General features: G+C 59.8%; 18 protein-coding genes and 1 pseudogene. 5 read left to right on the top strand and 14 right to left on the bottom strand.

The window, feature by feature from the left end:
* Nucleotides 1–408 precede the first annotated feature (408 nt).
* The 7 genes from BVL55_RS16430 to BVL55_RS05950 all read right to left on the bottom strand — a co-directional run bounded on the left by BVL55_RS16430 (nucleotide 409) and on the right by BVL55_RS05950 (nucleotide 9189).
* Entirely contained in the window at nucleotides 409–564 is a 156-nt protein-coding gene (locus BVL55_RS16430; protein ID WP_156892443.1) for a hypothetical protein, read from the bottom strand.
* Between the two features lie 368 nt (nucleotides 565–932).
* Entirely contained in the window at nucleotides 933–3920 is a 2988-nt protein-coding gene (uvrB, locus tag BVL55_RS16425) for an excinuclease ABC subunit UvrB (RefSeq protein ID WP_428977280.1), read from the bottom strand.
* A gap of 836 nt (nucleotides 3921–4756) precedes the next feature.
* The gene (locus BVL55_RS05965) at nucleotides 4757–5497 is read right to left on the bottom strand and encodes an HNH endonuclease (protein ID WP_075997948.1); all 741 of its coding nucleotides are present in this window, start codon (nucleotides 5495–5497) and stop codon (nucleotides 4757–4759) included.
* Nucleotides 5491–5811: a hypothetical protein gene (locus BVL55_RS16415; protein WP_156892442.1), complete on the bottom strand. Its 321-nt coding sequence runs from the start codon at nucleotides 5809–5811 to the stop codon at nucleotides 5491–5493. The genes BVL55_RS05965 and BVL55_RS16415 overlap by 7 nt, the downstream gene beginning before the upstream one ends.
* A 263-nt stretch (nucleotides 5812–6074) precedes the next feature.
* A complete protein-coding gene (locus BVL55_RS05960) occupies nucleotides 6075–6317 on the bottom strand; it encodes an EF-hand domain-containing protein (RefSeq protein ID WP_075996137.1) in 243 nt (80 codons plus the stop codon).
* Between the two features lie 388 nt (nucleotides 6318–6705).
* Nucleotides 6706–6930 carry an EF-hand domain-containing protein gene (locus BVL55_RS05955; RefSeq protein ID WP_075996136.1) on the bottom strand — a complete coding sequence of 75 codons (225 nt, stop codon included), beginning with the start codon at nucleotides 6928–6930 and terminating at the stop codon, nucleotides 6706–6708.
* Nucleotides 6931–7278: 348 nt separating this feature from the next.
* A complete protein-coding gene (locus tag BVL55_RS05950) occupies nucleotides 7279–9189 on the bottom strand; it encodes a bifunctional lysophospholipid acyltransferase family protein/GNAT family N-acetyltransferase (protein ID WP_075996135.1) in 1911 nt (636 codons plus the stop codon).
* Nucleotides 9190–9549: 360 nt separating this feature from the next.
* On the opposite strand from BVL55_RS05950, the gene BVL55_RS05945 reads away from it, so the two are divergent.
* Together BVL55_RS05945 and ggt are read left to right on the top strand one after the other, a co-directional pair.
* Nucleotides 9550–9885: a hypothetical protein gene (locus tag BVL55_RS05945; RefSeq protein WP_075997947.1), complete on the top strand. Its 336-nt coding sequence runs from the start codon at nucleotides 9550–9552 to the stop codon at nucleotides 9883–9885.
* A 3-nt stretch (nucleotides 9886–9888) separates the two neighbouring features.
* Nucleotides 9889–11828, top strand: a pseudogene (gene ggt / locus BVL55_RS05940) (gamma-glutamyltransferase).
* On the opposite strand, the gene BVL55_RS05935 reads toward ggt, so the two are convergent.
* Nucleotides 11776–12081, bottom strand: coding sequence for a hypothetical protein (locus BVL55_RS05935; RefSeq protein WP_156892440.1), 306 nt, complete (start codon nucleotides 12079–12081; stop codon nucleotides 11776–11778). The pseudogene ggt and the gene BVL55_RS05935 overlap by 53 nt on opposite strands.
* A 154-nt stretch (nucleotides 12082–12235) precedes the next feature.
* Here BVL55_RS05935 and BVL55_RS05930 point away from each other — a divergent pair, with 154 nt between their 5' ends.
* On the top strand, nucleotides 12236–12994 hold the full coding sequence (locus tag BVL55_RS05930) for an NAD kinase (protein ID WP_075996133.1): 759 nt from the start codon (nucleotides 12236–12238) through the stop codon (nucleotides 12992–12994).
* A gap of 18 nt (nucleotides 12995–13012) precedes the next feature.
* On the opposite strand, the gene BVL55_RS05925 is transcribed toward BVL55_RS05930, so the two are convergent.
* The 3 genes from BVL55_RS05925 to BVL55_RS05915 all read right to left on the bottom strand — a co-directional run bounded on the left by BVL55_RS05925 (nucleotide 13013) and on the right by BVL55_RS05915 (nucleotide 15729).
* Nucleotides 13013–14383 carry a DUF2336 domain-containing protein gene (locus BVL55_RS05925; protein WP_075996132.1) on the bottom strand — a complete coding sequence of 457 codons (1371 nt, stop codon included), beginning with the start codon at nucleotides 14381–14383 and terminating at the stop codon, nucleotides 13013–13015.
* A 163-nt stretch (nucleotides 14384–14546) separates the two neighbouring features.
* Nucleotides 14547–15146 carry a flavin reductase family protein gene (locus tag BVL55_RS05920; RefSeq protein ID WP_075996131.1) on the bottom strand — a complete coding sequence of 200 codons (600 nt, stop codon included), beginning with the start codon at nucleotides 15144–15146 and terminating at the stop codon, nucleotides 14547–14549.
* Between the two features lie 4 nt (nucleotides 15147–15150).
* The gene (locus tag BVL55_RS05915) at nucleotides 15151–15729 is read right to left on the bottom strand and encodes a nitroreductase family protein (RefSeq protein WP_075996130.1); all 579 of its coding nucleotides are present in this window, start codon (nucleotides 15727–15729) and stop codon (nucleotides 15151–15153) included.
* Nucleotides 15730–15887: 158 nt separating this feature from the next.
* On the opposite strand from BVL55_RS05915, the gene BVL55_RS05910 reads away from it, so the two are divergent.
* Together BVL55_RS05910 and BVL55_RS05905 are read left to right on the top strand one after the other, a co-directional pair.
* On the top strand, nucleotides 15888–16544 hold the full coding sequence (locus tag BVL55_RS05910; protein WP_075996129.1) for a methyltransferase: 657 nt from the start codon (nucleotides 15888–15890) through the stop codon (nucleotides 16542–16544).
* A 34-nt stretch (nucleotides 16545–16578) separates the two neighbouring features.
* Complete coding sequence (locus BVL55_RS05905) at nucleotides 16579–17430, top strand: hypothetical protein (protein WP_075996128.1); 852 nt, start codon at nucleotides 16579–16581, stop codon at nucleotides 17428–17430.
* Between the two features lie 35 nt (nucleotides 17431–17465).
* Here the strand turns inward: BVL55_RS05905 and BVL55_RS05900 are convergent, their stop codons facing one another.
* From BVL55_RS05900 to BVL55_RS05890, 3 genes are all read right to left on the bottom strand, one after another.
* Nucleotides 17466–18413, bottom strand: coding sequence for a lysophospholipid acyltransferase family protein (locus BVL55_RS05900; protein ID WP_075996127.1), 948 nt, complete (start codon nucleotides 18411–18413; stop codon nucleotides 17466–17468).
* A gap of 401 nt (nucleotides 18414–18814) precedes the next feature.
* Nucleotides 18815–20728: a vWA domain-containing protein gene (locus BVL55_RS05895; RefSeq protein WP_075996126.1), complete on the bottom strand. Its 1914-nt coding sequence runs from the start codon at nucleotides 20726–20728 to the stop codon at nucleotides 18815–18817.
* Nucleotides 20729–20877: 149 nt separating this feature from the next.
* Nucleotides 20878–21927 (bottom strand): zinc-dependent alcohol dehydrogenase family protein, encoded by a 1050-nt coding sequence (locus BVL55_RS05890; RefSeq protein ID WP_075996125.1) that lies wholly within the window; start codon nucleotides 21925–21927, stop codon nucleotides 20878–20880.
* Nucleotides 21928–21929: the final 2 nt, after the last annotated feature.

Below are 21929 nucleotides of genomic sequence, written 5' to 3'. Positions count from 1 at the left end.
AGGATGGGCCGAAAAAACGGCGGGAACGGACAGTTCTTGTGGCGCAATTGAGGCGGGGTTTGCCTCGAAATGTCATCCTCGGGCTTGTCCCGAGGATGACATCAGGTTCAGTTTTCCCGATCTTCCAAAAAAAACCAAAGCCCCGCCTGATCCGCTTGTCGCGGGGCGGGGCTTTGGATGTCTTGCGCCCTTTCCTGTCGGGATGGGCGGCTTGTCTGTTGCCGTTCGACTTCGGCGCCAACGCGCCTTGTCTTGGGCACTCGACGTCGCCATGCCTGTGGCATGGCTTGTCTGTTGCCGTTCGACTTCGGCGCTAACGCGCCTTGTCTTGGGCACTCGACGTCGCCATGCCTGTGGCATGGCTTGTCTGTTGCCGTTCGACTTCGGCGCTAACGCGCCTTGTCTTGCTTAGCGGCCAGCGTGCTCGGTGGCGACCGGCAGGTTGCGCAGGGCAGCGGTAACCGACGGGCGCATGGCTCTTTCGGTCATGTTGTGACGGGTATCGACCGAATGACGGAAGCCGAGTTTCAGGCCATAGGTGAGTTCGCGAATGGTATCGAACATTGGAAGTCTCCTCTCGAAAGAAAAGCGTTGATCGTTTCGAGGCCTTATCTATGCCTCCCCGCGCCCGGCCACAAATGCTCTTTGAGCATGGGGGGCATGCAATAGGGGCATGGGCGGTGGCTGGCGCTTGCAAGCCGGTTATCGCCCTCGGGCTTGTCCCAAGGATGACATCGAGGAAAGCTTGAAAAACGGAAGCCCCGCGTTATCCGTTCAGACAGGCAGGAGTAGCGGCATATGCTACCGCCCCGGCCTGCCCGTCTTCTTCGGGCGACCCCGGCGGCGTTTTTCGTCCGCCGGATCTTCGTAGGAGCCAATGCCGGGTTTGTTTCTTTTCATGTTTCCCGCCGGGACGTCCTGATTGTTTTCGCTCACGCGAGTGGCCCCTGTTTCACCGGGCCCACCGCTGCGCGGGCGCGGCGCATCAGCGCCGGACGCCTCTTCGGCGTCCGATCTTGCTCCCCTGCCTGCTTCCCCCGTACCGTTCCGTCGGTTGAAAGATTCTCGCGCATGTCGTCGCCATAGGATTTGCGCGGAGATTGCCATCTTCCGTCCAAATCTTGCGCATCACTCGGCTGGTTCGCTTCGGCATCGCTCGTGCTGGATTCTCGGGTCAAGCCCGAGGATGACGACTCGGCAGGTTTCTCAGGAGCCTGCCAGCCTTTTGATTGGTTCGCCCCAGGCGGCTGCGCCGCGTCGCTCCGCTGCCCGCGCGCCTCTTCGGCGCGGTCCGGCTTTGCACCCGGTTTTTGGGGCGCCTGCCACCCCTCCGGCGCTTTCTTCTTCTCGGTGCGACCGACGGTCATTTCGTCGAGATGGGGCTTGCGGAAGAGTGAGGCTTTGCTTTGCTCGCCTTTCCCTGACCCGTCCGGGTTATTTTCTTCGTTCTCTTGGGCGGAAGTTCGGGCTTCACCCTCACCCGCCCGCCGCTTCGCGCCTCGGCTATCGCCTCGGTTGGCCGTGCCCTCGCCACCCTTTCTCCCCTTCGCCTTGTCGCGGCGGGAGGTTTGCGTGTTGGCAACGCCCGCATCGCGGGCCAGCGGATCGTCGGCTATCGCCAGTTCCACTTCGCGCAGGCGCTTGATCTCGTCGCGCAGGCGGGCGGCGGTCTCGAAGTCGAGGTCGGCGGCAGCATCCCGCATGTCCTTTTCCAGCGCTTCCAGATGGGTGGCAAGATTGCCGCCCACCAGTTCGCCCGAATCCTTGCCCAGCTTGTCGGATATGCCCTTGCCGGGGGTCACGTGATCGGCCTCGTAAACGCTTTCGAGAATGTCGGCGATGTTGGATTTGATCGATTCGGGCGTAATGCCGTGCTCGGCATTGTAGGCGAGCTGCTTTTCGCGGCGGCGTTCGGTTTCGGCAATGGCCCGCTCCATGGAGCCGGTCACCTGGTCGCCATACATCAGCACCCGGCCATCGACGTTGCGCGCGGCACGGCCGATGGTCTGGACCAGCGAGGTTTCGGACCGCAGAAAGCCCTCCTTGTCGGCATCGAGAATGGCCACCAGGCCGCATTCGGGAATGTCGAGCCCCTCGCGCAGCAGGTTGATGCCGACCAGCACGTCGAAGGCGCCAAGCCGCAGGTCGCGCAGGATCTCGATGCGCTCCAGCGTGTCGATGTCGGAATGCATGTATCGCACCCGCACGCCGTTTTCGTGCAGGTATTCGGTCAAATCCTCGGCCATGCGCTTGGTCAGGGTGGTGACCAGCGTGCGATACCCCATCTTCGTGGTGGCGCGGATTTCACCCAGCACATCGTCGACCTGGGTCTTGGCCGGGCGCACCTCCACCGGCGGATCGATCAGGCCTGTGGGACGGATCACCTGTTCGGCAAAGACGCCGCCCGATTGTTCCAGTTCCCAGCCGCCGGGCGTCGCGGAGACGGCAATTGTCTGGGGGCGCATGGCGTCCCATTCCTCAAAACGCAGCGGACGGTTGTCCAGGCAGGACGGCAGGCGGAAGCCGTATTCGGCCAGCGTTGCCTTGCGGCGGAAGTCGCCGCGATACATGGCACCGATCTGGGGGATCGTCACATGGCTTTCATCGGCAAAGACGATGGCATTGTCGGGAATGTATTCAAACAGGGTCGGCGGCGGCTCGCCCGGCTTGCGGCCGGTCAGATAGCGTGAATAGTTTTCGATTCCGGCGCACGAACCCGTCGCCTCCAGCATTTCAAGATCAAACCGCGTGCGCTGTTCAAGGCGCTGGGCCTCCAGCAGGCGGCCTGCCGCGTTGAGTTCGTCGAGGCGCTGCTTCAGCTCCGCCTTGATGCCTTTGGTGGCCTGGTTGAGCGTCGGGCGCGGCGTGACATAGTGCGAATTGGCGTAGATCTTGACCGATTGCAGTTCATCGCTCTTGTGGCCGGTGAGCGGATCGAACTCGGTGATCTGTTCGATCTCGTCGCCGAACAGGGAGACACGCCAGGCGCGGTCTTCAAGGTGGGCGGGAAAGATTTCGATCGTGTCACCGCGCACCCTGAACGTGCCGCGCACGAAATTGGCATCGGCACGCTTGTATTGCTGGGCCACCAAATCGGCCAGCAACTGGCGCTGGTCGAGCCGGTCGCCGACCGACATCTTGAAGGTCATCGCCGTATAGGTTTCGACCGAGCCGATGCCGTAAATGCAGGACACCGAGGCGACGATGATGACATCGTCACGCTCCAGCAGCGAACGGGTCGCGGCATGGCGCATGCGGTCGATCTGCTCGTTTACCGAGCTCTCCTTCTCGATATAGGTGTCGGAGCGCGGCACATAGGCTTCGGGCTGGTAATAGTCGTAATAGGAAACGAAATACTCTACCGCGTTGCCGGGGAAGAACTGCTTCATCTCGCCGTAAAGCTGCGCGGCCAGGGTCTTGTTGGGCGCCAGGATCAGTGCCGGGCGCTGGGTCTCCTCGATCACCTTGGCCATGGTGAAGGTTTTGCCCGAGCCGGTCACGCCCAACAATACTTGCGTATTGTCGGGTTGGTGTAGGTTTTCCGCCGGCGCCTCCGCGCCGCCGTCCGCCAACCCGTTTTCCTGGGCACCTGCACTCACTTCGCTCGCTTGCGCTGCCAGGGAGGGTGGACGCCCTGCCCTCCGGGCCCGTTCGGCGGCTTCTTCCACGTCCAGACCTCCCGCCAGCAGCGCCTCGCCATAGGGCTTGCCCGTAATGCCCTCGACCAGATCGCCGATCGCGGTTGGCTGATCGCCGGAAGGCTTGAATTCCGTCACCATCTTGAGCGGGATGCCGCCCTCGGACTTTTCCGGCCGTTCCGGGCGGTGGGGCACCCAGCCCTGCACCAGATTGGGATCGCCTGCCTTGAGCAGGCTTTCCAGCGCCGTGGAGGTCGCTGCAACGCCAAAGTTCTCGCTCACGCCAGGCTCGCCGCGCCCGCCGGCTTTGCGGGAGCGCTTCGCGGCGGCCTCTTCGGCCGCTTTGCCAGCAGCGAGCAGCGCTTCCGCGTCCTCCAGTGAGACATCGACGCCGGCAACCGGGTTCAGCCCCACCGCGGCACGCTCATGGGGATCGTTGGTAGCGCCAATGATGCCGCGCGAGGAGCGTTTTTCGCTCACTGCCGAGTTGCGCGCACGCTTCGCTTTCTTTTCGCTCACGCCAGATGCTGATGCATCGGCTCCGCGTGGGCGGGCTGACCGCCCGGCTCGCTCTCCGCTCGCTTGTGCTGCCACGGAGGGGGGCTCTTCGCCCGTTTCCGATCTTTCTTGGCCGGAAGTTCGGACTCCTTGATGTTTCTCGGAGCCCTCACCCGGCCGCCGCTGCGCGGGTCGCTCTTCGCCCGTTTCCGATCTTTCTTGGCCGGAAGTTCGGACTCCTTGATGTTTCTCGGAGCCCTCACCCGGCCGCCGCTGCGCGGGTCGCTCTTCGCTCCCTGCCTGATTTTCCCCGGCAGCCTGGCGGGCCTTTTTCTGCACCTTTACCCGGTGCTTGCCGGCCTCTGAACGGATCTGCCGCATTTCCTCGGCACGGGCCTGTTTTGCCGCTTCCTCCTCGGCAATGCGCAGCCAGTCCTCCAGGGCATCCCCCTGCAAGGGGCCACCTTCCAGGTCCGGCTGGGGGACTCCGAGAACCCCTCCGGCTGCTTTTTCTTGCGGGAATCCGTCATGCCCTAAATATGGGCTGGAAGCAGGGCGAAAGAAAGGGGAGAAGGGAAGATCGCACCGGACCTGCTGACAGGGGAATGTCAGGAGGCTTGCTAATCGTGAAAGTTTTCTCGATGCTCTCTAAGCAATCCAAGGTCTGGCCGAAAACGCGACGGAAATGAAATATAGCCCGTCTTGTTCATGTTGGTCAGTTTGTCTCTCGCCTCCGGCAGTAGTCGCCGCGAATACAGTATCTTCCCATCGTCTTCGATGGCAATTAGGTGCGCTTCAAAGGCTTTGTCATGTAGTCTATTTAGACAAATCCCATTTCTGGGATTCATCCGGTTTCTGTGATCAACTGACCATGGTCGAATGTGGCCGGCTACAAGAAGTTCCTGCTGCTCAATTCCAGTAATTGCGCATTTGAAGTCATAACTTGCCAGTATCATGTCGCGGAAAAATTGTTGCCCTTGTCGAACTGAGACAACCCGCTTTGTATCAGTTCCCAGCCTTGCGTCAGATTCGAAAACTTCTTGTTTATTGTCTCCAAAACCCCTGCTGTGTGAAACGCGTGTATCTGCTTTCGGTAACATTGCAGCGCTTTCCGCCAACGTGTCGAAGAAGCTTTTCCATACGTCTTTATCCAACCTGCTAGCGTTCGCCATTCCTCTTCTATTTAGTGTCTCATCAATGCTAGCAAGATTAGCGAGCTTGAGCGCAACTGCACTTGGCGTTCTTCCAATTTGATGCGACAGGTCTATGATTTCTGGGTTGCTACTATGTATTTTACCAAACGGCGTAACTAAATATAGCCGAATGGCTTCTTCAATTTCTTCTCGTGTCCAGTTTACCATAGCTTGTTTGTAAAACTCGAAAACCAACCGTTACGATGCGCTGATTTGAACCGTTCTGCAAGTTCGTCTGCACTACAGATCGGTTCCCCGCTGGATACAGCTTCAAATTTCTCCAATGTGTGGAGATAGTGATCATCCTCATTCATGGGCAGGTTGAGGAGATGGGGCAACCCGACTTCATGAGGCACAAAAAACTCCCCATCGAATAGGCAATCTTCTACCATCTCCAAGCTGAATTTACCTGATACATGAAACTCACCCCAAAACTTGTAGTTTGATGCATCACGGTAGCGATAGGTAACTTTGGTTATCATCTTCAAACACCCCTTCAGTGCCGAAGATGAGCTATTTTCTTGATCATTTCTCCTGGTCTTTAGACCAGGAGAAATGATCGCTATCGACAGACTTCAAATTTTGCCAACTCCCTGTTTCTTTAAAAAACCCCCGGTGGGTGACACCGGGGGAGCATTGTCGGGCTTTGTGCGATGGATCGGGCGGGCGGGTACCATGCAGGGGCAGGCAATGAGCTCTGCTGCGCCCAGTCCCGCAGAAAGCGGCTGGCAGAAGCCGGCAGTACTCAGCCGGCGGTTGCGGCTGCAAACTCCTCGCTGTTGAGCGCGCCGTCGCCATCGGCGTCGGCCTCGTCGAACTGCTCTTCACTCCAATCCCAGCCGGCCGCAGTTACCTCTTCCAGGGAGACCATGCCGTCAGTGTCAGTATCGACCATGGCAAAGTCCGTTTCGGTTGCCTGAGCAGACATTGAAAGGACGGACAGGGAAGCAAAACCCGCGACTGCGAGTGCGAGAACGATTCTCTTCATTTCTGGACAACTCCGTAAGAAAACCGCAGCGGGCAGAGGCTGGAACCGGACTGGTTCGCACCTCATTTCCGTCCCCTGCGGCATCTCTGCCAAGGCGCCCGGATTGCGGCGGATTCAAGGCTGTTGCCGGGCGCGGGCAGCAATTATTTCATCTGCCGCCACACTGCGGGAATCCTCCTCGAAACAGCAACAAGCAAAAGGCCATCCGCGGACATGCCGCGAATGGCCTTCCCAGATACTGCCGGCGCCCTTTTGAGGCCGGGCCGGGGGACCCGTCTGCCGGCAGCAGCCCCTGGCCGTTCCGCAGTTCGGCAAAACCGGGAACGGCCAACCGGTCAGAGCAATTCAGACCGTCCGATTACGGCCAACCCAAACTGCTCCATGAGGCTCAGCCCGCCGCAGCAGCAAATTCCTCGGCGTTGAGAGAGCCGTCACCATCGGCGTCGGCTGCCTTGAAGTCGTCTTCCGTCCAGGTCCAGCCTGCAGCAGCGGCTTCTTCCATGGACACCATGCCATCGGCATCGGCATCCACCTTGGTGAAGTCGGCTTCCTGTGCGAGTGCCGGCAATGCGGCAAACCCGGCAAGGGAAAGGGCAAGAACAAGTTTCTTCATAACTACCTCCTTGAGGAACGCTGTCGGGCGCGTGGCCGCCGGCACCTGGCCGCAACGGCTGGCCCGTTTCTCGGGATGCGCTACTTACGGGTATGTTGCCCGGGTGGCGCAACGGCCGATACTGCCTTCCAACATGGCGGCAATCCGGCGAAAATAGTGCGAAATCTTGATCTGCGGTAAAGCCTGGTTTCAGTGTAAAAAATCTTTTGAATTCAATTTGTTATGCAAAGTGTTACATCACGCTTTCTATCGGCATGAAAGAAAGGGAAAAGCACGGCGTGGGGCGCCAGAAACGGCGTTGGGAAGCAGCTCACGGCAAGATGGGTGGCGCCGTTGCGGGGGGCGTGCTCAGCGGCCCTCGAAGAACTCTTCGGCGTTTTCCTTGCCGAGATAGCGCGAAACGAAGTCGCGCCGCGCCTGGGAAAGATCGAGCACGGCAAGCGAGGCCATGGCGTGGTCGAGTTCGGGCCACTCGCCCGTTGCCACATATTTCAGCCCGACATTGGCATATTGGCGATAGAGCACGGGCAGCTTGCGTTCGCCGCCTTCCAGGGCCTCGATGATGCAGCCGATCTCCGGCACGGTTTTCGCCTCGCCGATCAGATCGTCGACTTCGACCTGCAGCGGCAGGGGCACGGTAAAGGGCTTGCGCGGCGCGGCATAGCCGAACAGCGAGGGATCCGAAGACGTCTTTTCCAGAAAACGCTTGAGCACATGGCGCGACAGCGGAGAATAACTTTGCGGGATCGTGACCGGCCCGATCAGGTATTTCAGCGATTTGTCCCGGCGCAATATGTCCATGATGCCGCGCCACATCATCATCAGCGGCGCATAAGAGCGCTGGTAGTCCTCGCTGATGGCGGCACGGCCAAGTTCCAGCGCCTGGGGAAGAATGTCGACAAAGGGCTGTTTCAAATGGAAGATCGAGGCAGACACCAGATCGGAAAGATCGACCCCGCCTTCAATGCGCGAAGGAATGATGTAGCGGTAACTGCCGGCGATCCGGCCGGCTTCCTCGTCCCACAGGACAAGGTGGGAGTAGACGCGGTCATATTCATCGATCAGATCCAGGGGCGAAGCCACCGAGGCGCCGCCTGCATAGGCATCGAAACGCACGCGGGCAATCGCCGCTTTCAGGCTTTCCGGCATGCCGTGGCGCACATTGTAGGTTTTCAATGCGCCATGCTCGACCAGCACAGGCCAGTCAGCCAAGGCCTTGCGCAAGGCGCTGGCGGGGGGCTGTTTGACTGCAGCAGCGGCAGCGGCGCTGCGGGTCTGGGGGACGCGGACCGGGACATCGCCCCTGCCCTTGAACTGGGCTGCATAGCGCGGGTTGGTGGCATAGGTGAGTGCGCGGGCAATCTGGCCGGGAGGCGCGATGCGTCCGGCCTTTATCAGCGCCTCGGCGGGAACGGGTTCGCCCAGCGTGAAGGAAAAATCGTGGCCGCCGCGGATGAATTCACGCAGGATCAGCAGGGTACGCAGTTTGGGATGGACCAGCCCGGCAGCCTGAAAACGCCAGCTGTTGCGCCCTGAAACATGAACCGGGACCAGATTGGCGCCGCCTGCCTCGACAAAAATGCGCACCTGATCGGTCCATTCGCCATCCTGAATGACGCGCTGCCCCCATTTAAGGTGCGAGCACAGGCGTCCGGGAAACAGGGCAAGATCGCCCCCTTCCTTCAGATGCTTGAGCGCCGACATCATCGAGCGGCGGTTCATGGCGCGGCTTTTTTCATTCATGAACGGGTCAACGAACAGCAATTTGTGGGTGATCGAATCCGCGCTGGTCAGGAACGAATTGGCAAACAGCTTGAAGTTGGGCCGGTGGGTTTCCAGCATGTTGTTCATGGCGAAGGCATCGGCCATGCCATAGGGGTGATTTCCGACAAAAACGGCAGGCTTGCCCTCAAGGCGGTCGAACATTTCCGGATTGCTGACCTTCCAGCTTATCGAAAATTCCCGGAACAGATGATCGATCATCTGCCGGCTGGAAGGCCAGGGCATGCCGGCCTTGCGGCAGATCGCGTTGACGTGGCCGATGCCAAGCACCTTTTCGGCAAGCCACACGGCAGCGCGGCCGGGCAGGGTCTCGGTGTCGGCGTCCAGGAGTTCCTCGGTGCGCAGATATTTCGGCCCCGGCCCGCCCGAACCGTCGGGATTGTAGCGCATCTGGTGGGGCTGGGTCGAAAGACCGGCCTTGCGATCCGGGCTGACCTTAACCGCAGCGCTGCTGTTCGGCTTGTCCGTGACTGTCATCGCCGCCCGTACCGTTCCTTGCCGAGATCAAATCAGGCTGGATGGAACCGGGGATTGTTCCCGCATCCTGAATGCCCACCGTGCTGTACAGCCAGTGCCCACACCGCCTGCATGCCGTTTGTGTCCACTGTGTGGCCTTGTAGTCCACTGTGTGGCCTTGGGTGAACTTATCGTATCAAACCGCGGTTCGAAAGCGCGAAAAGCGTACAAACACCACTTTGTTGCCAGGAAAACGGCATTCCGGCGCAAAATGGCGTGGCACCGTTCACAATTGCGCCAATTCTCCGGGCGAAGCTTGTCAAAGCGGTTCGCGCTATCCAGAGTGCACCGATACAGGCTTTTGCCCAGAAAGGAGAAGACATGTTTGCGCACCGTTTAAAGGCTGCTCTTGCCGCCACACTGACGCTGACATCCGTCCTTGCAGCATTTTCCCCCGCACAGGCGGCCAGGGTCGATGCCCGCCAACTGACCTGCCAGCAGGCGCGAGCGCTGGTTCAACAAAGTGGCGCTGTTGTCATGAGTTTTACCAACACGGCCTATGACCGCGTGGTGAGAAACCGCGTTTTCTGTGACCACGGCCTGATCACCAAGCCGAAATTCACCCAGACGCTGGATAACCCCAGATGCCATGTGGGCGGGATTTGCATTGATGATCCGTGGAAAGACACCATGCGGTTTTTGATGCGGCGCAATTAGCGAATGCCAATTCCATTTTTGCAATCCGGCACCTGCCGGGTGCTACCGGCCTTTGCCTTTATCCTGGCATTTCTGGCAACTGCATCCGCCCAGCAGGCAAGCGATGCGATACAGCCTGAAACCGGCCATGACCGGGCTGAAAACAGGCTTGTAACGGCAAAGAGCCAGATGGTCGCGGCAGCCCATCCCCAAGCGAGCGCAGCCGGAATTGCCATGCTGGAAAAGGGCGGAACGGCAGCCGACGCCATGATTGCTGTGCAACTGGTGCTGGGGCTTGTCGAACCGCAGTCTTCCGGCCTGGGCGGGGGGCTTTCCTGCTATATCACGACAGCGAGGATGACCGGCTTGTTACCTATGATGGCCGTGAGACGGCGCCAATGGCGGCCGATGGCAGTCTGTTCATGGGGCCGGACGGCGAACCGATGAAATTCTTCGATGCCGTCATCGGCGGGCGCTCGGTTGGTACACCGGGCACGGTTGCGCTGCTGGCTAGGGTTCATCGCAAGCACGGCAAGCTCGACTGGGCGGAATTGTTCGAACCGGCCATCGAGCTGGCCGAACAGGGCTTTACCGTTACGCCGCGGCTCAATGAGTCAATCGCCCGCAATGCCGAAAGCCTGTTTCGCTATCCGCAAACCCGGCAGTATTTCTTCTCCGAGGAAGGCGTGCCGATGTTTCCGGGCACGGTGTTGAAAAACCCGGCCTATGCGCAAACCCTTCGCGCTATCGCTTCGGAGGGTGAAAAGGCCTTTTATTCCGGCAAGATAGCTGAAGACATTGTCAATGTGATTCAATCTGCCGAAGGCAATCGCGGCCTTTTGGCGATGGCCGACCTAAGCGCCTATCAGGTCAAGGAACGCCCGCCGGTCTGTTTTGACTACCGCAAGACAAAAGTCTGCGGGATGGGGCCGCCTTCCTCCGGCATGCTCACCGCCGGGCAAATTCTCGGCATGCTTGAAGCCTACGACCTTGCCGCCCTTGGGCCGGACAGCCCGGAAGCCTGGCGGCTGATCGGGGAAGCCTCGCGGCTGGCCTTTGCCGACCGGGGCCGCTACATGGCTGACAGCGATTTTGTGAAAATGCCGAAGGGCCTTTTGAACCGGGCCTATCTTGCAGAGCGGGCAAAGCTTCTCAAGGCGCCAGATGGCGGACCGAAATCCCTGCCGCAAAACGAAGTGCAGCCTGGCGATCCACCCCGCGACCATGCCGGGCGATTTGCCGATGAACAGTCGCTGGAATTGCCTTCAACCAGCCATTTTTCGATCGCCGACCGGTATGGCAACGCAGTGTCCATGACCACAACCATCGAGAATGCCTTCGGCTCCCGGCTGATGGTGCGCGGGTTTCTGCTCAACAATGAGCTGACGGATTTTTCCTTCGTGCCGGAATTTGCCGGCAGGCCGGTGGCAAACCGCCTTGAACCCGGCAAGCGGCCGCGGTCTTCCATGGCGCCGACCATCGTCTACCGTGATGACCGGCCCTGGCTGCTGATCGGCTCGCCCGGCGGCAGCCGTATCATCGGCTATGTGGCCAAAACGCTCATCGCCATGATCGACTGGGAGATGGATGTTCAGGCGGCCATCAATCTGCCGCATCTCGTCAACCGCTTCGGCACCTATGATGTGGAGGAAGGAACGGCTGCCGAGGAACTGGCACCTGCCCTGGCGGATTTCGGCTACCGGGTTGAAGCGCGCCAGCTCAATTCAGGCCTGCACGGCATCGTGTTCACCGGTGGCGGGCTTGAAGGGGGGCCGACCCCCGGCGCGAAGGCGTTGTACTGGGGGATTGATATCTACTGTTTACGGAACGCAAGGAACCCTGCGGGAAATACCCGCAGGGCGTCCTTTGGTTCAGGCCTGATCGTGCCCCGGCCTGCCGGGTATTTGCATTCTAAGCAGCGAGCTGCTTCATGTTGGCGATCAGACGATCCTGCTCAACGGTGAGGCGGTCCACTTCCGGCTGGTTTTCGGCCCGCTCGGCTGTGACACGCTCGGCGATGATGGCCATCAGTGCATCGCTGGAAGATTTCAGCGCTTCCATGCGGGCCAACATGCTTGCTTTTGCACGAAGAGCTTCGGAAGGCGGGTACTCGATCTGGCTGGCTGGACGGATCATTGACTTACTCGCTACTGTTGCAAGGGCAAAAGCCCCATGGGTTAATTGATGGTCGTGCAGGCTGCCGGCAATTTTCGGCAACCATGCATTCCTCACCAAATTGTCGGCCAACAGGATTAACAAAGCCCTAATCAGCAGTGCGCAATGCCAGGCAATCGCCTTTGCGTTGGCTGTCCTTCAATGTAGACTACCATTCCCGCCCGTCCCTCCCGTCACCTTCAATCAGGAACTTCCATTGAAAATCGCATTTGTCGCCAGCCGCTCGAAGGAAGCGCTTGAAGGCCTCAAACGGCTGGAGCAGCGCTATGGCAGCGTTCCACCCGGTGAAGCAGACTACATCGTTGCCCTGGGCGGTGACGGTTTCATGCTGTCCACCCAGCACCGCTTCATGAATTCCGGCACCGGTGTCTACGGCATGAACAAGGGCACCGTGGGCTTTTTGATGAATGAGTACCGGGAGGAAGACCTGGAAGAGCGCCTGGCCAAGGCGAGCGAAAGTGTCATCCAGCCCCTGGTGATGAATGCGGTGGATGCCGGCGGCAAGAAATACCGGCACAAGGCAATCAACGAGGTTTCGCTGCTGCGCCAATCCTATCAGGCAGCCAGCCTGAAAATCACCATCGACGGAAAGGTACGGCTGCAAAACCTGGTGGGAGACGGCATTCTGGTGGCAACGCCGGCAGGCTCAACCGCCTATAATCTGTCGGCGCACGGGCCAATCCTGCCGCTCGATGCGCCGCTGCTGGCGCTGACGCCGATCAGCCCGTTCCGGCCACGGCGCTGGCGCGGAGCACTCATTCCGTCAAGAAGCGTCGTGGAAATCGACATCAACGAGGCGCAGAAGCGGCCGGTCAATGCGGTCGCCGATCATTTCGAGGTAAAGTCCGTCGTCAAGGTCACCGTTCGCGAGGACCGCGACTCAAAGGGCATCATCCTTTTCGATCCCGATCACTCCTGGGATGAGCGCATTCTGGCTGAACAATTCCAGTATTGAGACAGATGGGGCGGCGGATCATGCTGCCCGTTCAAGATCGCCAGCAAGCCCCTGCTCCAACAGGCTGGAAGGTCCGCCAATGGACGACTGGCCTCCATTGGCCGCATCAAGGCGCTGGCGTGCCTCGCCAAGGCTGTATTTGTCCTCCAGGGCCAGTTCGGCCAGTTCTTCGGCAAGGTTTTCGGCAAATTCCATCAGCTGTTCAGGTTCTAGTTCCTCAACGGCCTCTTCCGGTTGGGGCAATGCCATGGCCTGTTCGTGGCGCAGGGCCAGTTCGCTGACCTTGCTGCGTGCTGATTCGCGGGCAAAATCGGTGCAAATGCGCCGCAACAGGATCAAAAGCTCGTCGACCACCGCATCCCGCCTGCCCTCATATCCGGCCAGCACCTCCCGGGTGACCCGGTAGGGCAGTCTGGAAGCATCCGCAGCAGCCCCATTGCCAAGGTGATGGCTCCAGCTTGCAAGCGCTGCAAAAAACACCGGTTCTGCTGAAGCAGGCAGTCCGGCTTTTTCATAAATGGCGCGGAAGGCGTTTGCCCGCTGATCCTTCAAAATACGCTCCACCCGATCCGGCGCCTGACCGGAAAGAACCGAGAGGGCATGGCAATAAAGGGTCAGATTGCCCATGCAGATCGCCCGCAGCAAGAATGCCGTGGTCAGTTTCTGGCGGCCGATCAGCGCCTCGACAATCTGGCGGTTTTCACTGTCCCCCAGTTCAGCCGCGTAGGTGATGATGGCCTTCTCGGCAATCTCTGCGGTTTCAAGTTCGCGCGCGGGATGATCAAGATCTTCATCCTCGGCAAGACAGGCCGCATATTTCTCGATCAAAAGGGTGCGCGCGCGCATGCCAATATCAGGCCGGGCAAACAGGCATTGGCGTGCATGGGAGCAATCGCCGAAACGTTCGGCCAGGGTGTAAAAACTGTCCTCGGTGAGGCGGGCCGCCGGATTGGTCAGCATGATCAGGCAGGCAAACTTGCAGCCGTGGCTGGCAAGTGTCGCGCCGATACGCTCATTCACCACCGCACGGCGGGCGATTGCCGCCTGTTGTTCCTCAGTGCCGTTTTCGATCAGATGAACCAGTTCCCCATCGACCAGAACCGTGCTGTGGGCAAGCACCGGCAGGGATATTTCTGGGCTGTCTTCTGCAAGCGCAAGGACAAGATGGCGCGGCGGATCGATTGCTTCGGCGAGCGCTGTTGAAAGCGACAGGCGGACCTCCTCATCAGGATCGTCCAGCATGCATGTCATTGCCGCTTCCGCGCTTTCGCGCTGCTCGGGTGAAAGATCGGCGACCTGCCAGGCGCGAACCAGTGCGCTGGCTGCCCTGGCGCGCTTGTCGGCGGGCGCTGTGTCCATCCAGCCGACAAGTTTTTCAATGATCAACAAATGCGTACTCCGTACCTTTACTGAACTGCATTTTGCTGCAGGCCGGCTGGACCCCACGGCCATATCTGCTGCGAGCCAAGTCATTGTAAGCGCAAAAGGATTAACGTTCGGTTCACCATGGAAACGAAGGTTTCGTTAACCATTGGAAGGCAGCTCGTGCCGGTCAGCCGGGCCGGCGCATCTCGAACAGATCGCCCAAACGGGCATAGTCCATATAACCCAGCCGGGTAATCGGAGCAGCCTTTTTCACATCGAAACGGCCGTCCTTGATGTAGGCATCGTCAATATAGATACCGAGTACCTGGCCGATCACCATGAAATGGTCTGCGGATGCACCGTGAACATCCTTCAATTCCACAATTTCCGTGGCGCGGCATTCAAGCGCCGCCGCGACGCCCCTTACGCGGGGAGCGGAAACCAGCGTGCTCTGTTCGGCCTGTAGCTGCGCGAGTTCGAATTCCGATATTTGCGCCGGGGCCGGCGCAGAAGTGGCGTTCATGGCGTCTGCCAGATCTGCGCCTGCGTAATTGCAAACGAATTCTCCACTCGCCTCGATATTGGCAAGGGAGTCCTTTCTGCCGGCAGAGGAGAACATCACCATGTCCGGACGGGAGGAGACGGCGTTGAAAAAGCTGTAGGGGGCAAGATTGTTTACGCCTTCGGGCGAACAGGTCGAAATCCAGCCGATCGGGCGCGGTGCAACCAGCGCCTTGAACGGGCTGTGGGCAAGGCCGTGATCTTCCAGAACCGCGTCGTAGAACATGGTTTCAGTCCATCCTGGTGAAAATGGTTTCAATATCCGGGCGGTCGCGCTCGGTTTTGGGCGCTGTCCTGGTACCGATATGAATAAACCCGGCGATTTTCTCCCCTTCCCGGCAGCCCAGTTCGGCAGAAAGCACTTCGTCGAAGGCAATCCACTCGGTCAGCCACTGGGCATCATAGCCATGGGCGTTGGCTGCAATCAGCCAGGCAAGACCCGCTGCACCGCTGGAAAGTTCCTGCTCCCAGCGCGGAATTTTGGGATGATCGACGGCAGCGGAAATCAGTCCGATCACCGTGGGGGAACGGGCCATCCGCCCGGCCTCGATCTGCAGCGCTTCGCCTGAAAGGTCCGGATATTTTTCCCGGGCCCGCTCATGGATGCGCTTGTCCAGCCGCAGCTTTGCGTCTTCGGAGTAATGAATGAAGCGCCAGGGCGCGATTTTGCCGTGGTCGGGTATGCGCGAGGCGATCTTCGCCATGTCCAGGATTTCCGCTTCATCCGGCCCCGGCCCGCCCATCGTCTTGGCGGGAACCGAGCGGCGCGTGCGCATGAAGTCGAGAACCGTTGTGTTTTTCGTCTGCATTCCTGTTTGCCCATATAGCTGCGACCGGACAGCCTTTTGCAGATTGTCATCCGACCGTCCACCCCATGGCAGGGTCAACAGACCGTCAAACCCATTTTTGCCATATTGAAAGTGGAAGTTTCATGCCGTGCTTGCGGGAATTCCCGGAGAATAGTGCAATGAGCCTTCCTGCCTCTTCCTATCGATTCTCTGCCGGACGCTTCCTGGCATTCAAGGCGGCACCGGTCTGGCTGGTGGTTGCCGTACTTGGCGTCACAACAGGCCCCGGCCTGCCGGACGACCACGCTGTGCGCGAGTTGCTGGAAGCTGCCGGTATCATGGTGTTGATGGCCATGGTCGTCGGGCGTTTTTGGACAATTCTTGCCATGGAGGCCGGCAGGAACGGGCAAATCGCCGTTCAGGGACCGTTCCGTTACCTTGCGCATCCAATGGAGTTCTTTTTCGCGCTCGGCATGCTGGGCATCGGTTTCATGTATGAGTCCATCCTGCTTGGCGTGTTCATGTTCCTGGGATGTCTTGCAGCCTTGAAGTACTGGGTTGATGCCGGCGATGCCATGCTTGAAAAAGATCAACCTGCCGTCAGTGGTCATATGCGTGATTTTCGCGAGCAGTACCGGCGATTGGTACCGGCCTTCATTCCGTCGATTAAGCCAGCCATCGTTCCATATTATGGTGATCATCTGAACTACACCCAGCACACGCTGCTGCGCTCGGCGTGGGATATCATCGTGTTTACCGGCTGTATCCCGATCATCGAACTGGTGGCATTCCTGCGCGAAACCGGCGCGGTGCCGGGATTGCTCGTTCTGCCATAGCGCTGCCTGCCCGTTTTATGTAATACCAGCCATCATGAACACCCCGGTACGAATCCTGCTGTTTCCCGCTGTTGCGTTCTGCGCCTTTTTGGTGCTGGCCTTCTCCGCCAGCGCCCAGGATGAAACCTACCGGGTCACCTTTGTGGCACAGCTGACACCCGACAGCATTCCCGTCGAGGAAGGGCTTGAATGGCGCGTCTTCGGCCCCAAGATCGGTGCCGACGGGCAATTGCCGCTGCTGGCCAATGCCACCGGCGGCAGCCGCTCCTTCAACATGTCGGCGGGTGAATACCTGGTGCATACGGCCTATGGCCATGCCAGCGCCATCCGCAAGATCGAGGTCAATGCGGACAGCAATGAGGAATATTTCATCCTCAATGCCGGTGGCATGGAGCTTAGCGCGGTGGCCGGCGACGACACCCCTATTCCCGACAATCTGCTGCGTTTCGACATATACGAAGACCAGGCCGATGAACGCGGCGAGCGCAAGCTGATTGCGAGCCGTGCGCTGCCAGGCCAGATCATCCCCTTTCAGCAGGGTACCTATCACGTGGTTTCACAATACGGCACGCTCAATGCCGAAGTGCGGGCTGATATCCGCGTTACCGCGGGAAAACTCACAAAGGCCAGACTCAAACACCGCGCTGCGCGCATCACGCTCAAGCTGGTGCGGACGACCGGCGGCGATGCGCTGGCCGACACCCAGTGGTCCGTGCTCAACGTTTCCGGCGACCTGATTACCGAATCGACCTCCGCCTTTCCGCGCATGGTGCTGTCGGAGGGCGTCTATACAGCGATCGCCAAGAACGGCGACCGCATCTTTTCCCAGGATTTCGAGGTGCGCCCGGGCGTCAACCAGGATGTGGAAGTTCTGACGGGAGCATAGGCTCTGGGCTGCACCTGCCCTCAATGCAGCTGCACTCAGGCCGCGATGCTGTCATCCATTGGGGGCTCGGCTCTTTTTGCCGAAAGCAGCGGACGACGCCGCATTGAAAGCACTCGTTTGCGGGCAGCCGGTGCCAGCGAGAACACAGTGTCGTGGAGATGACGGGTAAGCTCCTGACGGCAGCCAATTCTTGCCAATTCCGGTGCAGAAAGAACATCGCCCACATGGGCGCGAATTTCCCGGCCTGCCAGGCGGCGGAATTCGCGAATCAGCAGTGCCGTGCGCAGGGTCAGGCTGATACGGCTGGCAAGTTGAAAGCTCCTGCCGCACTGCCCTTCAAAAAAGACCGGCAGGACCGATGCATTGGCTGCCTGAATGAGACGGGCGGGAAAACGTTTCCAAGGCAGGTCCTCGGCCTTGCCAAACCCCTTTCTGGCAGTGGCGACGCCGCCGCCAGGAAAAGCAATGATCGTTACGCCTTCATTGAGCAGGCGGATCGCCTCACGCCGGGTCTCCAGATTGAGCCGGGTCGCCTCCCGTGTTTCCGCAAATGAAATCGGCAGGGCATAAGGGGCGATTTCGGGAACTTTCATCAATTCGTTGTTGATCAGAACCCGGAAAGGGCGGCCCATGCGTTCAGCCAGTGAAAGAATGGCGACACCATCGCCAATACCAAATGGATGGTTGGCAACAATCACCAGTGGTGCGTCCGGCAGCTCTCCAGGCTCCGGCAGACGGCCATTTACCGTGAGCTTGATATCCAGCAAGTCGAGCATGCTGCCCATGGCCGGTTTGCCGGCGCTGATCGCCGCACGCCAGATATTGTAGCGTCTGGCGAAAAAGCCGCGGCCGGAAAGGGTTTCCACACGGGCAATAAACCAGCGTTTCCAGCCCGGATCATTGGCGCAGGCATAGGTCAGTTCGGGAAAACGCCGGTGTTTGATAGCAAAACCTGGAATGGCGGAAAGCTTGATGCGCGGCATGGCTTGGCCCAGTCAGATGCAACTGGCACCTGCCATGCCCGTTTTCCATGTCACCGCGATGACAAGCTGCCGCGCCTTGGACCGGTCCGCCGCAAAACCAGGATGTGCGGCGACGTTCGCCAGACCATGGCCTAGGCTGTATCGACATTTAGGATTTGGAGCGCGGTATGGGGGAAAATCGTTCAATTCCAGGAGCGGGACCGATGACCGGTCGGTATCCTTTCGAGGTTCCGCGACGCCGAAGTGGGCAATTTTCGCCGTATTCTTCTAGAACGCGGCGGATTTTGCCCCTGGCATCGTTGAAAACCCCTTGTGGTGGGGCCACACCACGGCGAAATTTTCGCCTTGCCAGAGACGAAATCCGTCTCGCGCCGCGTCCGAAACCTAAATGTCGATACAGCCTATGGCGCCAGCTTGACTTCCGTCAGCTTGCCGGCGGTGACTTCCACCTCCGCCTCGGCCACCTTGTCGCCGGTCTTGCCGGATAGAACGTATTTTCCGGCCGGAATGATGACGGGCTTGCCGTTGGGCCGGAAAGAATCAACATGGGTCCGGGTGCCGTCGAGGCTCTTCTCCGCCTCGAAGACCGACACATACACCTCTTTGGAAGCGTCAACCAGCAGTGCGCCGGCCTGAAGGTTCAGCACCGGTTCGGCCAGGCTGCCGGCCTTGACTTCCACCTCTGCTTCGGCGGTCGCATTGTCCATCTTGGCATGGACGACATACTTGCCAGCCGGCAGGGCAAAGCGGTTGCGCTGATTGCCGCCCTCTACGCGGTTGCGAGAGCCATCCAGTGCCTTTTCAGCCTCGTAGACGGTGATATAGGCATCCTTGAACGGCTTGCCGCCCTCAGCGGGAATGGCCGATGCCTGCAACATGCCCATGTCGATGATGATGGAAGCTTCTGTGCGCTCGCCCGGCTTGACCTCAATCTCGCGCCCGGCCACTGCCTTGCCTACCTGGCCGGTGACGTAATAGGTGCCGGCGGGAATGGAAAACTGGGTGCGCTGGTTGCCGTTTGCCACCTTCTTGCGCTTGCCGTCGGCCGACATTTCCGGCTCGTAGACATGGATGTAACCATCATCAAGCGGCTTGCCGCCTTCCATCGCCAGCACATCGACCTTGAGCACGCCTGCCCCCAGCACCAGGGTGACATCGGTGCGTTCGCCCGGCTTTATCTCGACCTCTGTGCCCTTGGTGGTTTCGCCGAGGGTCGCGGTGGCATAGTAGCGACCTGTCGGCAGGGTGAACAATTGGCGCTGATTGGCGCCGGTGATCCGGTCACGGCTGCCATCGGCCTTTTCTTCCGGCTCATGGACATAGATATAGGCTTTGGGGTTTGGCTCCCCGCCCTCCTTTTCCGTTGCCTTTACCGACAGCAGGCCCGCATTGAGGATGATATCGGCCTCCAGCGCGGCGGCAGCTTCCACATCAACGACGGTTGAACCCGGCGCCGCGCCCACCTTGGTGCTGACAAGATATTTGCCCGGCGCCAACTCAAAGGTGTGACGCGCTGCTCCCTGGCCCGCTTCTTTTCCCTTGGCACCGGCATCGTCGGTTTCATAAAATCGCAGATAAGCTCCCTTAAGGGGTTCGCTTCCTTCTGCCAGCCGTACCGTTATCTTCACATTGCCGGGTCCGGTGGCAGGCTCAGGTTCGGGCTTTGGTTCGGGTTCAGGCTCAGGTTCGGGGGCAGCAGCAACCACTGTTCCGATGGCCTCGCCGAGCTGGTCGGCGCTTTCGGCCGCCAGATATTTGCCGCCCGTCGTGGTGGCCAGGCATTGCAGGCTGGCGGTATCCTCGTCCTTCAGATCGAAGCCGACCACATGGGCGGTGAAATCGATGCCGGCGCTTTCAAGCTCGGAAGCAAGGGCGCACGGATCCGCATCGCAGGTCTCAAGCCCGTCGGACACCAGAATGACGGTTGCCTTTTCCTCGGTAAAGCGCAGTTCCTCTGCTGCCTTCCTTACCGCCGCAGTGATCGGCGTCTTGCCCTTGGGATTGAGCGCGTTGATCTTTTCCATGTAGCGGGCGCGCTCGACCTTGCCGACCGGGATCAGTGTTTCGATATCTCCGCAATCGCCCTTCTTGCGGTGGCCATAGGTCATGATGCCGATCTCGGCCTTGCCGTCGAGATCGCCCAGCACCTGGTCCATTACCTCGCGGGCAATCTGGATTTTCGGCTTGTCATCGATACGGCCCCACATGGAGCCGGAAGCATCGAGCACGACGATGACGTTTTCATCGGCGGCGCGGGCAAGCGAAGTGATGGCAAACAGGGAAAGGAAAACAGCAAGAACGATGCGGGTCAGCATGTGGGGCACACTCCAAGTAAACTGGCCAAGTAAATTGGCCAAGTGTATTGGCCTGCCATCAGGCAGGCGCAATTATCGCCCCAACGATCTGTCCTGTTTTCCAATCCTGCTGCGGCAAGTCAAGTGACATCCGTCACACCATGCCCGCCTTACGCGTCAAATTGGTCGATTACCGTGACGCCCGGGCTGGCAAATCGTTCCAGCTCAGCCAGGGCTTCGCCTGCCTTGTTCAAGGCAACCGCCCGCTTGATGAGGCGTGCCGGGTCGATCTTCCCGCTCTCCACCATGGTCAGCATGGCGGGAAAACGCCTGGCGGCGATGCCGCGTGTTCCCATGATCTGGATTTGGCGCGAATAGACGGTTTCAAGCAGCGGCACCACGGGATTGGCGTGAGCACCCACGGGCATGCCGATCTGCACGTGGCGGCCGAGTTTGCGCAGGCTGCGAACCGAATTATGAAAGGTAGCGGTTACCCCCAATCCCTCGATGGAAACATGGGCCCCACCGCCAGTCCGTTCGCGGACCGCGTTACCGACATCGTCAATGGACGACGCGTTCAGGGTTTCGCTTGCGCCCATACCGGTGGCCAGTTTCAGGGCGGCTTCGTCAATATCGACGGCAATCACCTTTGCGCCCATCGCCGCGCCGATCATGATGGCGGACAGACCCACCCCGCCGCAGCCATGCACCACCATGGTCTCTCCCGGCTGCAGCTTTGCCCGGTCGACGATGCCGCGAAACGCCGTCGAAACCCTGCAGCCCATGCCCGCCGCCTCGACAAAGCCGATGGCATCAGGCAGGCGAACCAGGTTGAAATCCGCATGGGGGACTGCACAGTATTGGGCGAAGGCGCCGTGGCCCGAAAAGCCCAGAACATGCTGATGGTCGCAAACGGTCGGATCGCCGCCGAGGCATTCATGGCATTCGCCGCAGGCCAGAATGAACGGCGCCGTGACGCGGTCGCCCTTGCGGTAGCGGGTACAGTCCGGCCCTGCCTCCTCCACAATGCCTGCGAATTCGTGGCCCGGTACATGGGGCGGTGAAACGTCCGGGTCCACGCCCTGCCAGGCATGAACGTCAGAGCGGCACACGCCACAGGCTTCCACCTTGACGATCACGCCGTTTGGCGGGCACGCCGGTGTGTCGATCTCCTCGACATTGAGCGGCCCGGAAAACTCACGGAAGATCGCTGCTTTCACGG

It is taken from the genome of Salaquimonas pukyongi (assembly GCF_001953055.1).
Classification (GTDB): domain Bacteria; phylum Pseudomonadota; class Alphaproteobacteria; order Rhizobiales; family Rhizobiaceae; genus Salaquimonas; species Salaquimonas pukyongi.
Note: the sequence above shows the minus strand (reverse complement) of the source record. Positions and strands in the feature narration are given on the sequence as shown.